Raw genomic sequence first — 15,419 nt, 5'->3', positions numbered from 1 at the left:
CATATTCCCTCCAAACATTCTACGCACTTTTTTGAACATTTTTTTGAACGTATTTTCTAAAGAGCTCATTCACAGATATGTTTTATAACATGTTTTTCGGGGATTGTTGGGAAAATGTAACGGTGCGAAAGGCGGAATCGGGTGGATTCGAATGCAATGACGGAAAGGAAAGGGAGAAATTATTTACATTTATTTGCATTTCAAAAGGAAATTACAGAAAAGCCGCACCGGAAGAGGCGATGCAATACAATGGAGGCCTCCATATAATAATGTGAAGCCTTCCGCATCGAAAAGAGAAGGGGAAGCATCTGCGCGACGCCTCCCCTCCCATACATCGAATTTATTAGAAATTTAAACAATTCCTTGTGCCATCATGGCTTTTGCCACTTTCATGAAGCCGGCGACGTTCGCGCCCTTCACATAGTTGATGTATCCGTCGGGCTCGGTACCATATTTGACACATGCCTCGTGGATATTCTTCATGATGCTCTTCAGACGTTCGTCCACTTCCTCCTTGGTCCAGCCCAACTTGATGGAATTCTGGGTCATCTCCAGACCGGATACCGACACACCGCCGGCATTGGCTGCCTTACCCGGAGCGTACAGAATCTTCGCTTCCTGGAACACGCGGATGGCTTCGGGAGTGGAAGGCATGTTCGCACCTTCGGAGACGGCAATCACACCGTTGGCAACCAACTGACGGGCATGGTCGCCGTTCAATTCGTTCTGTGTAGCGGAAGGCAACGCGATGTCGGCCTTCTCACCCCAAGGCTTCGCACCGGCAACGTACTTGCAACCGTATTTCTCGGCGTACTCGCGGATACGGCCGCGGTAGAGATTCTTCAACTCCATGATGTAGTCGAGCTTCTCGCGGTCGATGCCGTCGGGGTCATAGATGTAGCCGTCGGAGTCGGACATGGTGACTACCTTGCCACCCAGCTCGAGCACCTTCTCGGCTGTATATTGCGCCACGTTTCCGGAACCGGAAATGAGGCAGACTTTGCCTTTCAAATCCTCGCCGCGGGTCTTCAGCATCTCCTGCAAGAAGTAGATGTTGCCGTAGCCGGTTGCCTCGGGACGAATCAGCGAACCGCCGAACTCCAACCCCTTGCCGGTCAACGTACCGGTAAACTCGCGGGTCAGCTTCTTGTACATGCCGAACATGTAGCCCACCTCGCGTCCGCCGACACCGATGTCGCCGGCAGGTACGTCCGTCTCGGGACCGATGTGGCGCCACAACTCAAGCATGAATGCCTGACAGAAACGCATCACTTCCGCATTGGACTTGCCGCGCGGGGAAAAGTCGGAACCGCCCTTGCCGCCACCCATCGGAAGCGTGGTCAGCGAGTTCTTGAACGTCTGCTCGAAAGCAAGGAACTTCAAGATACCCAGGTTCACCGAAGCGTGGAAACGAATACCGCCCTTGTACGGGCCGATGGCGTTGTTGTGCTGCACACGGTAGCCCATGTTCGTACGGATGTTACCTTCATCGTCCACCCAGGTCACACGGAACTGGTAGACGCGGTCGGGGATGCACAGGCGCTCCACCAGATTCACCTTGTCAAATTCGGGGTGCTTGTTGTACTCCTCTTCAATCGTACTCAATACTTCTTCTACCGCCTGGTGGTATTCAGGCTCGTTCGGGAATCGTCTCTTCAAATCCTCTAATACGTTAGCTGCATTCATAAAGCTTACTTACTTTTACTAATAACCTAATATATGATTTTCTCGTTTACGGTGCAAAAGTATATATTCTCCCGAATATAGAAAACATTTTCGCAACTATTTTCGCAAAAAATCTATCAAATTTACATTTTAACCACTAAAAGTACAACAAACAGTAAACAATCGGGTGCAAACAACGGACAAATGACAGCCGACGGACCGTCCGCCGACGCCTCTACTTCCAACTCCGCCACACCGGGATGCCGACCAGCACCGCGGACAGCACCAGCGAGACCACCAGCGGACCGTCGATCTTCGCACCGGACGTCAGCACGATGAAGCACAGGGCGACCCACAACAGCACGAAGCACACGGACTGCGAACGGGACAAACGTTTTCTCATAGCTCTTTTCTTCATTTGGGATAAAACAAAGGGAGCTGCCGCAAGACTTGCCTTCCGCTTGCAGCAGCCCCGGGATTCAATAGTCAACGGGCTCACGCACCCAGGATGGTGCAGACCTCACGCTTCTTCTTGTCGACAATCGCGTCGATGACCGCAACGGCGGTGATGTTGACGATGTCGCGCACGGAGCTTTCGAAGTCGGTGAAGTGGATGGGCTTGTTCAGACCCATCTGAATCGGGCCGATCATCTCCGTCTCGCTCATGGCCTGGATGAGCTGGTAGGCGGAGTTCGCCGAGCTGAGGTTCGGGAACACCAGCGTGTTCACCTCCTTGTCCTTCAGACGCGTGAAGGGGTACTTCGCATCACGCAGCTCGCGGTTCATCGCGAAGTTCACCTGCATCTCGCCGTCGATGGCAAGGTCGGGATAATGCTTCTGCATGTAGTCCACCGCCTCGTGAACCGTCGCAGGACTGCCCGTGGTGTCGGAACCGAAGTTCGAATACGAGAGCATCGCCATCACCGGCGTCCGGTTGAAGAATTCCACCGTCCGACGTGCCAGACGGGCGATGTCGATGAGCGTTGCCGTGTCGGGATGACGGTTGATGAGCGTGTCCGCCAGGAAGTAGGTCCCCTTCTTCGAGTTGAGGATGTGCATCGTGCCGAAATGCTTGAACTCCGGCTGGATGCCGATGACCTCCTTCGCCACCTTGATGGTGTTCGAGTAACGGGTGTACAGGCCGGTGATGAACGCGTCCGCCTCGCCCGTCTCGACCATCATCATGCCGAAGTAGTTGCGCTCGAACATCTTGTCGTTCGCCTCCTCGAAGGTCATGCCCTCGCGGCCGCGCTTCTCCGCCAGGATGCGGGCATACCGCTCGCGGCGCTCCGTCTGGCAGTCGTGGCGCAGGTTGACGACCTCGATGCCCTCCAGGCTGACGTCAAGCTCCTTGGCAAGCTTGGCTATGCGCTCCTCGTTGCCCAGCAGGATGGGGTAACAGATGCCTTCCGCCTTTGCCTCGACGGCCGCCTTCAGCATGTGGGGGTGCGTACCCTCGGCGAAGACCACGCGCTGCGGGTCGCGGCGTGCCGTGTCGTACAACTGACGGGTGAGCTTGCTCTCCTGACCCATGAGCTCGCGCAGGTGGGTCTTGTAGGCGTTCCAGTCGGTGATTTCCCGACGGGCGACACCCGACTCGATGGCGGCTTTTGCCACGGCGACGGACACCTCGGTGATGAGACGCGGGTCGACGGGCTTCGGGATGAAGTAGTCGGGACCGAAGGTGAAGTTGTTCACGTGATAGGCGACGTTCACCACGTCGGGCACGGGCTGTTTCGCCAGGTTGGCGATGGCGTAGACGGCGGCGAGCTTCATCTCCTCGTTGATGGCGGTGGCGTGGGTGTCAAGCGCGCCGCGGAAGATGTAGGGGAAGCCGATGACGTTGTTTATCTGGTTGGGATAGTCGGAGCGTCCGGTGGAGATGAGCACGTCGGGGCGGGAAGCCTTGGCATCCTCGTAGGAGATTTCCGGCGTCGGGTTCGCCAGGGCAAAGACGATGGGATTCTCCGCCATGCTGCGCACCATGTCCTGCGTCAGCACGTTGCCCTTCGACAGGCCGAGGAAGACGTCTGCCCCGCGGATGGCCTCAGCCAGGGTATGCACGTCGCGGCGGTCGGTGGCAAAGAGGCGCTTCGTCTCGTTCAGGTTCTCGCGGTCGGAGGTTATCACGCCCTTGCTGTCGAGCATGAGGATGTTCTCCTTGCGCGCACCCAGGGCGACGTAGAGCTTCGTACAGGAGATGGCGGACGCCCCGGCGCCGTTGACCACGATGCGGACGTCCTCGATGCGCTTGCCTGCCACCTCGAGGGCGTTGAGCAGTCCCGCGGCGGAGATGATGGCGGTGCCGTGCTGGTCGTCGTGCATCACGGGGATGTCCAGCTCCTCTTTCAGCCGACGCTCGATTTCAAAGCACTCCGGCGCCTTGATGTCCTCGAGGTTGATGCCGCCGAAGGTGGGTGCAATCGCCTTGACTGCCGCGATGAACTTCTCGGGGTCCTTCTCGTCGATTTCGATGTCGAACACGTCGATGCCGGCGTATATCTTGAAGAGCAGTCCCTTGCCCTCCATCACCGGCTTGCCGCTGAGCGCACCGATGTCGCCCAGACCGAGCACTGCCGTGCCGTTGGAGATGACTGCCACGAGATTGCCTTTGTCCGTATAGTCGTACGCCGTGTGGGGGTCCTTCTCGATTTCGAGACAGGGCTCGGCGACGCCCGGCGAATAGGCGAGCGACAGGTCGGTCTGCGTACGGTAGGGTTTGGTGGGAACTACTTCAATCTTTCCGGGCCTTCCTTGTGAATGATAGAGCAAGGCCGCTTCTCTCGTTATCTTTACCATAATAATATGTATTTAGTGATTCCGTTTAACTAGTTGTAGCAAAGGTAGGAAGAATATTACAATGTGCGCATCTAGCCATCGTTTTTAACGTGATTTTGATATTTCGAACACAAGCAAGGGAGAACGCGCAAGGCGACATCGGCTGAACAAAAAACAGACGGACGCCGCAGCCTACATGCTACGACGCCCATCCCAAAAATTCCAACATTACATTTTGTCATACTCAGATGCCCTCGTCCGTGTCATCGCTGCTGCCACCACCGGAAGGCTTTCCGCCGTCCTCCGCCGGTGTGCCGCCGGTGCTGCCCGACGTCGCGGTGGCGTCCGCCTTCTGCCCGATGACCTCGCGCTTGTAGTGTGTCACCTCGGTGTTGGCGTAGTCGATGAAGGAGGCATAATCCTTCTCGCCCTCGATGAGCGCCAGGGCGTTGACCCACTTCACCAGCGTACGGTAGGCCTCATCGGACGCCCGGCGAGCCTTCTTCAGCGCGCCGACGGGTTGCAGCATCCGCTCCTGCGTGCGCTGTGCGGTGAAGGTGCGCACCTGCTCGTTGGCACCCTTCAGCGCGGTGACGAACGGGGTGAGCGAGAGGGTGCTGACCTGTGTGGCATACTTCCCTTCGAGGTCGGTGACGAAGTTGATGAGCAACCCCGTCTCCTTGTCGAGCTGGTCGGTCGTGGAGATGCCATAGTCGATGATGTGCTGGTTGAGGACCCGGGCAGCCGCCGCCATCGCTTCGTCGGGGAGGTTGAGGAAGCCCTTCACCGCCTTCTTGTAGCCGTTGTAGAGAGCGTCGCGCAGCCGGTCCGCCTCCATGATGTCGTCGGTCAGCAGACTCTTCTGCGAGAGTTTCAGCGCGTCATCCTCGGCAGCGAGAGCTGTCTTGAGGGCGGCGAGTTGGGCGGAAGCCTTGGTTTTCAACTGTGCATTTTTCTCGGCATTAGCCAAGATGTTGCTTACGTAGAGATAGTGCGCACCATTGTTCATGCGCTCCAATGTGATGTTTTTGAGTTCCATCATACACAAACTATTTTTATGATTAATACTAGGTGCAGGCGTCGTGCCTGCATCGGAACAGGCACGAAATTACAGAAGTTTTCATAATTATTCCCATTTCTTAGGAGGAATTTTTTCGCGGACGTTATATTTCAGCCATTTTTGCCCGGAAAGATGTTAAGAAACATGTTTCCCGCGTCCATTTGGTTTCCCGGGACGCTGGAAATGTCGTATCCAGGACCAAACTATTTTTCGCGACGCTGGAAATGCCGTATCCAACGCCAAACTGTTTTTCGGGGCGCTGGAAATGCCGTATCCGGCACCAAAGTGTTTTGAAAGGTTAAGGATACGCTATATCCAGCTCCAAAACATTTTCAAAGGTTAAAGAAACGTCGTATCCAGCACCAAAACATTTTGCGGGAAGGCATTGTCGTCCGTTTCTCGTTTGAACGGCCTTCGAACGGTGTTCATGTCGGGTGTTTCTTGCCTGACGGGGAGCATAAGGAAGGGGGCAGCCCCTTGTTGTGGACTGCCCCCGTTCGCTAGTTGAATGATAATTATGTTTGTGTGATGCTTGCAGGAGAAGTTATCAACGACGCAATGTAAATTCAGTTGTACCGCTCTTCAATGCGCCTACCGTTGTAGTGGCAGAATATGTACTCCAATATTCCTCATAGCTGAAAGTTATTTGCACATCGTCATCATAATTGGCTAAAATATCCAATGCAAGGTCAGCCTGACCCTGCGAACCAACCGTCAACGTTTCAATCGTCGTTTGTCCATAATATGAGGGAACTCTTACTTGAACCTGTTCATTGTAAGGTACATTCTGAGTATTTCCATTATTCCGTCTATATTTAAATGTCAACGTCAATATGACAGGTTCCGGATTCGTAAAGCTCAACAAGTCATGTTCCGCGAACAAGTCGCTCGATACTTTAATATCCGTAGCACTCTCTGCGACATTCGACAAGAAATGGAACTCAAAGGTGCGATTGGCAGTCGTTTCATAATCCTCTTGCGTGATGGTAGCCACGTAGTCGAACGAAGAATTTTCATGCAAGCGGACAGGCAGACTATTCTGCGAAGCATCGGGATAGATGGTCTTGTCGATGGGTTCGATGTAGAACTCCAAGGGGAAGGCCGAGTTCGGCAATTCTTCGGGCAAGGTTATCGTGACCGTCTGTTCGGCTCCTACTACTGCCGGAATTTCTTCGATGCAGCTAGCATTAAACGTGAACGGTTCACGCAGACGGACGGTGATGTTACGGGACAGACCGGTACCGTCGGTCGTATAGAGCACCAACTCGATGCGCTGCATACTCGTCGGCCACGGACCATTCGGCGTTGCCACAATCCGGTGATCGGTATAGTCAATCTCGAAATCCAAATATTCATTCTCTTCGTAGGAGACAGCGACGTCATCGCTTTCTTCACGGGGACTGATTGAAGACAGGTATTCGAAGCCGATGTAGTGCTTCATGTTTTCTACCCAAATGACATCATTCTCATCGACTGTCAGACGGTGGTTGTCATACTCGATGGAGGTCACCTCGCTGACCTCGACGGAAGCCGAGATGTTGTTCGACGCCGCGCTGTTCATGGCATCCTGCGGATTGGTGTAACCGGCGCCTCTCACTGCCGTAATCGTCATGTCGTAGAAGAAATTCCGATAGAGATTCAGGTACGTGTTCAGCTTCGTGTTCGGGTCTTGACGGACAATGTCTATCTTATAATAATAGGTGCCGCTCTCCTCCTCGTTCACCGCATCCGTATAGTGCGCTTTCACCAGGACGTAGGCAGGGTCTTCGGTGTCCACCTGCGGACGCTCGTAGACATACTTGGCATCTTTCGTGAATGCTGTCGTCACAGGCACATCGTCGTTCAATTCACCCCGACGGTTGCCCACATAACCCTCGTTTGCCACAGCGGCATAGGGGTCGTCAGCAACATCCAAATTGAAATTGGCAAACGGCTGGTCTACCTTGCCGAGGTAGGGAGCGACCGTTCCGGCAGTGGTGTTGTTGAGCACCACGAAGCCTTCAATCTGGAAGTTGTCAAGGTTGGCATGTACGCTGACCTTGGCAAAGTTGCGAATCAGATAGAGTCCGTTGATTTGCTTCAACAACTCATCCTTATTGGTATTGTCGATGGAAGAGACTTCCACGCGCTGCCAATAGGCGTCCGTATTCCCTTCGACCACGAGGTTGCTGAAGATGGAGCTTTCGGTATCGCCGACGGAGTAGGTTCCAAACGCCACGTCACCGCCTACAAAGTGCAGGATGCGCGGTTGGTCAGACTGCGGCAGGCTGACGGTGAACGTCACTTCTTTGTTGTTCACCGTTACCCCGGTAGCTTCCTGACGGGCAACGAACACGCCCGCTTCGTTGAACACGAGGACATTCAGTTTCGTGAAGCTTGCCTGGTCTCCCATGGCACGGGTCACGTCGACCGGTTCGGGCAGCTTCATGGTGAAGCGATACTCATCGGTCTTCAAGTCTGTTGCCGTCGAAGTGTAGCTTTCGTCCTGACAAGCTCCCAACACGACTGTCAACAGCAAGCATATATATAGGTATACCTTATGTTTCATAACCTAATCGTATTTAATTAAACATCGTTAGTTGGAAGAAGGAGTCTGGCTTCCCCAATAGAAGCGTTCATAGTTATTGGCTGCATCGCCTTCTTTCCCTTCGCCCCAGTACCAGACGTCGTAGACGCAACGGACGGCAGCAGCCTCATCGCCCGATGAACCATATACAGTTCCGGAAGAGCACCAATAGCCCTCGTCAAATAACTTTGGGATCTTTTTATCCTCTGATAATGAAATCACATAAGCAATTTCAGCTTCAGTAGGTACACGCCAACGTCCAGCAGGATAACCATTTTCCTGATAAGAAGCACAACGTTCTTTTGCACGTGCAAAACTAATATTCAATGTCTTTCCCCAAGAAGAAGCTATCTTAAATGCCGGAGCAATCATATTAGCAACTTCCCTTCCTCTTGTCGGATAATACGTCTTAAGTGTATTCCCCGTATAGTCTTCTTTTTGAGATATATTCAACGATGCTGCTGACACCGATGTCGACGAACGAGGATCACCAATGGCATAGGGGGAATTGGCAGTAACGTAAATAGTATATTGATTAGGATTATTATTTGTACCACCATAATCATAACCATATACACCACCTAAGGAGGAGTTCCAATTATCATTGTTAACACTTACATTACCGTTATCACTTGTCGCGCGCTCTCCATAAACAAAGCGGTTATATCCACCTCTTGCTTTATTATTTTCACCTTCAATATACATTTCCGGATACTGAGTAATCACCCACGTTCTGGAGATACCTTCTTTGTTCGTCACTTCAATGGTAATCACACGCTTGGCATACATGATGTCAGTATTAATCGCATGGTTAAAAGTGATTGTCTTATCTTCCGCCTTCCAAGCGTCATAATTATTCCAAGAGTCCCTTCTACCATTCACTTCAGGACCATACTGGTCGCTCTCTGTTAAAGTATATTCGCTAAACTCTTCTTTAGAATAATCGACATACTTCACACTAAGTATATTAACTGACTCAATCTCCGAACTGCTCACATACGGGTTGGCATAATCAGTCACGTTGTACAAGGTGGTGGAATCCTCCTCCAACACGAGGTACTGGAACTTGTCGATGCTCGACGACAGCTGCATGTTAAACCAGTCGCGGATGAAGATATTCGGCGTCAGCTCAACCATATCGTTGGGGTCCAGACTACCCAATACCTTCACGTCTACGCTGACATCGTAGTAATGGTTGCGCTCCATGTTTGCCACATGGTTGGCAGTGATAGGAATGGTGTAGTAATAGTTGCCTGCCTGCTGGCCGGTACCGTCCTTCATCAACCACGGCAGACGCAACTGCAAATAGGCATTCTGACGCTCGCCTGTGGCACCGGCTTCCGGATTCGGATACGAGTAGAGCGGTGCATGAACGTAAGCACCTTCCTCGTTCGCCTCGTATTCTTGAGTTACGCCGGTATAATCGCCGCCCGTCGGGCGATAATTGCCGTCCAATTGCGTTTTTGTGGCAGCATTGACCAGCGTCACAGACATGTGCGCAAAGTCCGGCGTATAAGTCACATCTCCATCCGTGATTTTCTCGGCAGCAGTAACCTTCAACGTCACCTTCGCCATGGCACGGGTCAAATCGACCGTGGCACTCCCGCCACGCACGACTTGCTGGTTCGGAAGTACCCCGTCCATCAGAAGCGCCTCTTCGCCTCCTTCTTTCCAGGCCGTAACCATCTGCAACGCTTTCAGATCAGCCAACTTGGCATGTCCGTCGGGCCAGTTGACGTCCTCCGGGGCATTTGCCACCACATAGATGTCATACGATTTGTCATACATGTAGCTTTCCACCTTGACGGGCAGTGTCTTTCCGTCGGCTGCCGCGGAAACCGTACATTCATATACCGAGGTTTCAGTCTCAGCCTGATTGGCAGGGAAGAAATAGACACGCGCGTTCTGCACGGTGTTCTCATTGTAGGCGTCGTCGCCGGCAATGGTTCCCTCGGGCACATCTCCTTCTGCCCGTGTCACAATGTTGAAGCTGTCGGCATCCAGCACCGGAGCGCCAAGCTCCATTTCGTTCTGGCAAGCTCCGCCGACCAGCAAAGCTCCCAGAAGCAAGAGTCCGTTTAAAATAGTTCGTTTCATAGGCAGATTCTATTATCTAGCTTGAATCAATGTATATCGGTTAATTGTTTCAGCGGTTCCGGGAGCTGTTCCACCCTCGCCCGTCAAATCCAATTCATAGCTTTCGCCGTTGAGCAGTGTGGCGACCACGCGCAACGTGGCTTCGTGGTAATCCTCGTCATCAGGATTGATCACACGCACCTTGATGGTCTGCGTGGGAGCCGAGGTTGCATCGCCGATGAAGACTTCACCCGAAGACGGACCATCAAACTCGAAGTAGTGACCGTCGCCTTCCTCCAGCAGCTCGGCTGTCCATCTTACCAGTGAGGAGGGAGCGGTGATGGTGAAATTCAACTCGGCAGCCGTCCGGTTATTAAACAAACGGATGTTGTTGCCGTTTTTCGAGCGGAACGTACCTTCCTTCCATCCCTCGCTGGTGTATGACATCGTGTCGTCAAAGTCGAACGACACCTCTTCATGCTGCCAGGGGAGTACGTTGGCAAGGAGAGTCCATGCCTTGCTCTCGATGGTTCCCTTCACACGGACGCACGTGTTGCGTTCCACCGACGTCAACGGTGTTTCCTGTCCCCCTTCCTCTTCGGGTTCAACCAGAATCGGCGTTGCGCCGTACTCCGAACCGTCGTTAAGCTGGATGGTATAGGCATTCTCGCCTGCATTGGATTCATAGAAATAGAAGCAGAAGGTCTCCGTCGCATCCTCCGCCAACGTCGCATTGGTCTTAAATGTATGAGCCGTATACGTCACACTTTCAGGCAATGCATTGCCCGGGAACAGATAAGTCATGTTCGGGAAGAAGTTGCCCATTGCCACTTGGTCCAATTGGAACGGCGCCCCGGTGTTGTTCGTCAGGGTCAGTTCCATCTTCGCCACGGCGCGGGTGATGGGGATTTCAATCACCTGGTCCTCCGTACCGGTGATGTTTTCACTTTGCCACCCTGCGATGGGCAAGCCAAGTTCGGCAATCTCCGCATCGGTCTTGGGGAATCCGCTGGCAATGACAGCCTGCAGCAGTTCGTTCTTATCGGATTCGTTGAATGTTCCCTTCTCCTGCCAGGTATCCAAATCAATGTCGTTCATCTCGACACTGCCCTCGTTGGCAATGACATAAAAGTCCTTCTGCCCCTCGGGGAGGTTCATGATGGTGAGCGTCTTGACCTCAACAGGGCCAGCCTCGGCGGAATAATCATATAACTTGTTCACGTTGACCGTCGACGACTCGGAGTCGACAATGATGACGCGCAACGTCTTGATGCCCTCGTTGAGACCTGCCTGCACCGTCTGGCCGTCAACGCCCGGAGCACGGGTGTCGAACACCAGGCTCACCGTGGCTTTATCATTCTTTGTTGAGTCTGCATAATCCTCCTTGATGCAGGAAGACAGACCGGCGGCAAATACCAACGCCAGCAGCAGACTTATATATCGGTTAGTCTTTTTCATACGCTGTAAATCTCCATATGGTTAGAAGTTAGTTCCACTCAGGTTTACCGTCAACAATCACCCAGTCGGGCAACTCGATGCTGACATCCACGTTGTTGAACACAATGGAAATAGGAAGGTCGGCTTCCTGCCGGGTCACGTCGATTTCCTCTTCATAACGCAACAGGTAGTCGTAGATGTTACCCCGGATCAGCTCTTCGCCGGTAGCCTTGTCGGTGAGCACCAACGTGTGTTGGCAGCAGTCGGCAACCACCTGTCCGTTTTCATCCATACGGAAGAGAGCCAGTTCATCGGTACGATAACATTGTTCTGCACTGTCCCACACCAATTCGGGATAGATAGTTCCCTTCTCGTCCTGGTTGACACAGTTGTTGAAAGACATCTGGGCATTCGAGTTCTCGATGCTCAGTTCATAGGGACATTCGGAAGTTCCGGCATTTGCCAGTCCGTGGATTTCCACATCCACATTGACGTGCGAGCTGTAGAGCGTCACCGTGTCGCGGGTCATCACTCCGTCACCTCCCGTTACAAAAAATTCCGATTGACCCAGGTAGTTATGGTCATGGTTTGTCACCTTCTCGGCACTACCCCAGTTGGGATGCTGGAGAAAGATGTCATCAAAGCTGGTGGCGTTCACGTTCACCACCTCAGTATCATCGTAAGCATTGCCTACAGCCACCACTTTATATCGTTTGCCCGCAGGCAACTTAAACGAGGGCTTAGCGGAAAAGCTTGAGAGTTCGTCCTGGCTATATTGACGGGTTCCCATCAGGTGCCCGCCTTCATCGAAAACATACAGGTCTACCCTTCTCATATATTGATAAAGTACATCCGTATCGCCGTCCGCCAAATATTGGAAGTAGATGGTCACGTTGTCGCAATCATCATAATCTTCTTTGATGCAACCGGTCGCCAGGACGAGTGCAACCAGCATCAGCATTATATTTTTTATTTTTCTCATATACTTATACTTATCCTTATGGTTTTCTTTTCTGTATGTTTCCCTTCAGAAGAAAGAAAATAAATGCAGCACGGGCAGGGCGGGTGCCCGCCCGTGCTTGACTATTTAAGAATGAGAAATTACCATTCTACAGTACCCTCGACAATCGTCCAAGGAAGAACCTTCACTGTAGCAACAACTGTATAGGCAGTCGGAGGAGTCGGCGTGGGATTCCAAGCCTTATCAGGAATTGCGATGTCAGTAATCTGATAGATATTACCCTTCTTGAATCTGGAAATCGTTACACCATCGTTTGCTACACCATATTTTTCACGGAGTGCTGCATTTTCTTCGCCGGTCAACGGGTTAGCGAGTTTATAAGTGCTGACTACTGCATACAAATAGTCACTGGCTGTACCACCCCAACCGTTAATGATGTAATTGTCAGCCAGAGTAGCATTATCTACACAGAATACAAGCGTCGGAGGAACACCTTCGAATACACTGTAAGGATAGCAGTAACCTTCTTCAGCGGGCCATTGGGCTTGAGCTCCAGTACCTGCATAAACACCTGTTGCCGGGCTCCAAGTCGGAGAATCATAAACATCTGCTCTATTAAGCTTGCTCCAAGCATCCGCAGTCATTACACTAGCCGTTTCAGAGCCAACTTCCTTCGTCAAAACATTGTTCAAGAACAAACCTTTGAAATTTGCAGCTGTAAAGATGCAAGACTCATGATCGGTATCATGGCTGATCTTGGAAACCTCCATGCGTGCATAGCGCGGTTTCAATGTAACTGTTACATCATATTGCTCTTCCTCTGCGTTCCAGACAAAAGCACAACCATCATCAGCAACATCCGTATCAGCAGTTGTCACCTCCTTGTACAAAGGCACAGCCAGACCGTAATTATTTGCCTCATAAATGCTCAAATCATCCTGCTTTTCATTTTTACTGCAGTTGACATACACTTCAATGCTACGGGGAGCAATCACATTCGTAAACGTAATACCATCTTTGGTCATGGTATTCATTTCGTCTTCAGTCAACGTAATGGTCTGCGAAGTCGGTTCATCGGCAGAAATAGAGTTCAACACCACGGTAGCAGATTTAACTTCAACCGGAGTCGTGTCGCCTGTTGTACCCGGAGTTTCAGCGGCAGCTGCAATACCTGTACCCCCACGAGTACCCATGTTGTTAATAATTTCAGGCATGTTCAACTTCACACTGACAGTTGTAGTGCCTTCAGTGGGTTGAGTAGAGATGACCTCGTTGTCATTACTACAAGCAGCAAACGCAAGAGCAGCTGCTGAGAACATAATTAAACTTTTCAGTTTCATACTCTTTAAATTTTAGAATTAAACAATCGGTTAATTAGTATTTTACTTACTTATCTCTTCATTTGTTCATGGCAAATCACAGTTGTTCCATCACCTTCACGAGCTGCTCCAGGTTGCCCTTCGCGTCGGCGTTCCCCTCGCGCACAGCCTCCTCAAACAGCGACTTTGCCTTGTCGTAGGCACCCGTCTCGGCGTATGCCACAGCCAGGGTGTTCTTGGCGGTCGCGTCGAGACGCTTGCCTTCCAGCAGGGCGATGGCCCCAGCCGCATCCTTCTGCGAAATCTTCGTCACGGCGGCATTGCTCAGGGCGATGGGGTTGTCAGGATAGGTGCGGGCGGCAATCTCCATCACCTCGTTGTATTCCGCAGTCCCCTTGCCATAGCTGCCTGCCACCTGATACATCTCGTTCAGGCTGACGAGCTTCGGGTTCGTGCGTACCTGCTGCTTGGCTTCCTCCAGACTGAAATTGCGCACGTTGTACTCGATGCGGTACTCGTTGCGGCGCAGGGGGACGTACATCTCGTTGAGCAGACGCTCGTAGATGGTCGGCGGAACCAATGCCTTCAGCTGGTTCTCACACTCGTCCTGGTTGCCGTCGCAGCCGTCGATGATGGCGAGCACCTCGTCCTGCTTCAGCAGACCCGGATGCTTCTCCACCTCACGGCGCAGGCCTTCCCAGTCCTCGCCCTTCCAGTCGACGTGCCACAGCGAGGCGTCGATGTTGCTGTTCTGACGCTTGATGTAGTCGGTGAAGGTCTTCGCGCGGCGTTCCGACAAGGTCATGTTGTATGCCACCGAGCCTTCGGGCGATGCGTATCCCGTGATGTAGATGCCCGTGATGGTCAGGTCGTGGTTCTCCTTCACGGCATCGAGCGAAGCCTGCACGTCAGCCAGCTCCTTGGCATTGTTGCCATAGCCCGGCTCCGTCTTGTAGCTCGCGCGGCGGTATTGCAGACGGGCGCTGCGCACCTCGTCGCGGCGTTTCACCGGTTCGGGTGCCGGCTCCTGCAGAGCCACCTGGTAGTTGGGCACGAAGCGTGCCAGCACCAGCGGGTCGAGCGTCGATGTCTCGCCACCCTCGCCACACTCTGCACAGCCTGTCACTGCCTCGCGCACCTCCAGCCGGCTGTCATACATCCAGCGTGCAAAGGGTGCCGTGGCTTCGTAGCTGACGGTCTGCGCCTCGCCGTTCTTCCGACGGACGGTCGTGCTGACGTTCTCATACACCGGCTGTCCCGTCAGAGCCTCCTGACGCCGGATGGCGCGGTTGCGGATGCGTCCGTTGACCACGATGGCAGGGAACACCTGCTCCTGCGTGCCGTCCTTCGACACGAGCACGGGGACCAGCTGTGTGGTGTGCTGCTGCTTCATCTTCACCGCGCTGAGGTCCAGGTTCATCGTCACACGCACCTCGTCGCCCACGCGCTGCACCTCGCGGCCGCTCACCTCGATGTCTTTCATGTAGCCCGTCTGGGCAAAGGCACTCATGCCCGCCAGGAGCATGCCTGCCAAGAGAATATGTCTTTTCATAACGT

At 52.9% G+C, this 15,419-nt stretch carries 10 protein-coding genes; all 10 read right to left on the bottom strand.

From position 1 onward, the window contains the following. Positions 1-351: 351 nt before the first annotated feature. Positions 352-1,686, bottom strand: coding sequence for an NADP-specific glutamate dehydrogenase (locus tag M3087_RS13130; RefSeq protein ID WP_022384739.1), 1,335 nt, complete (start codon positions 1,684-1,686; stop codon positions 352-354). Positions 1,687-1,900: 214 nt separating this feature from the next. After that, a complete protein-coding gene (locus M3087_RS13125) occupies positions 1,901-2,083 on the bottom strand; it encodes a hypothetical protein (protein WP_249096411.1) in 183 nt (60 codons plus the stop codon). 77 nt (positions 2,084-2,160) lie between these two features. Further along, a complete protein-coding gene (locus tag M3087_RS13120) occupies positions 2,161-4,464 on the bottom strand; it encodes an NADP-dependent malic enzyme (protein ID WP_022384737.1) in 2,304 nt (767 codons plus the stop codon). Between the two features lie 223 nt (positions 4,465-4,687). Further along, on the bottom strand, positions 4,688-5,485 hold the full coding sequence (locus tag M3087_RS13115) for a DUF6261 family protein (RefSeq protein ID WP_249096410.1): 798 nt from the start codon (positions 5,483-5,485) through the stop codon (positions 4,688-4,690). Between the two features lie 565 nt (positions 5,486-6,050). Beyond that, the gene (locus M3087_RS13110; protein WP_249096408.1) at positions 6,051-8,051 is read right to left on the bottom strand and encodes a hypothetical protein; all 2,001 of its coding nucleotides are present in this window, start codon (positions 8,049-8,051) and stop codon (positions 6,051-6,053) included. Between the two features lie 27 nt (positions 8,052-8,078). Beyond that, positions 8,079-10,166 (bottom strand): hypothetical protein, encoded by a 2,088-nt coding sequence (locus M3087_RS13105; RefSeq protein ID WP_249096407.1) that lies wholly within the window; start codon positions 10,164-10,166, stop codon positions 8,079-8,081. A gap of 12 nt (positions 10,167-10,178) precedes the next feature. After that, positions 10,179-11,603, bottom strand: a complete 1,425-nt coding sequence (locus tag M3087_RS13100; RefSeq protein ID WP_249096406.1) for a hypothetical protein — start codon at positions 11,601-11,603, stop codon at positions 10,179-10,181. Positions 11,604-11,631: 28 nt separating this feature from the next. Then, the gene (locus M3087_RS13095; RefSeq protein WP_249096405.1) at positions 11,632-12,564 is read right to left on the bottom strand and encodes a FimB/Mfa2 family fimbrial subunit; all 933 of its coding nucleotides are present in this window, start codon (positions 12,562-12,564) and stop codon (positions 11,632-11,634) included. A gap of 119 nt (positions 12,565-12,683) precedes the next feature. After that, positions 12,684-13,883 carry a hypothetical protein gene (locus tag M3087_RS13090; protein WP_249096404.1) on the bottom strand — a complete coding sequence of 400 codons (1,200 nt, stop codon included), beginning with the start codon at positions 13,881-13,883 and terminating at the stop codon, positions 12,684-12,686. A 76-nt stretch (positions 13,884-13,959) separates the two neighbouring features. Next, positions 13,960-15,414: a DUF3868 domain-containing protein gene (locus M3087_RS13085; protein ID WP_249096403.1), complete on the bottom strand. Its 1,455-nt coding sequence runs from the start codon at positions 15,412-15,414 to the stop codon at positions 13,960-13,962. Positions 15,415-15,419: the final 5 nt, after the last annotated feature.

The organism is Mediterranea sp. ET5 (genome assembly GCF_023337025.1).
GTDB lineage: Bacteria > Bacteroidota > Bacteroidia > Bacteroidales > Bacteroidaceae > Phocaeicola_A.
Note: the sequence above shows the minus strand (reverse complement) of the source record. Positions and strands in the feature narration are given on the sequence as shown.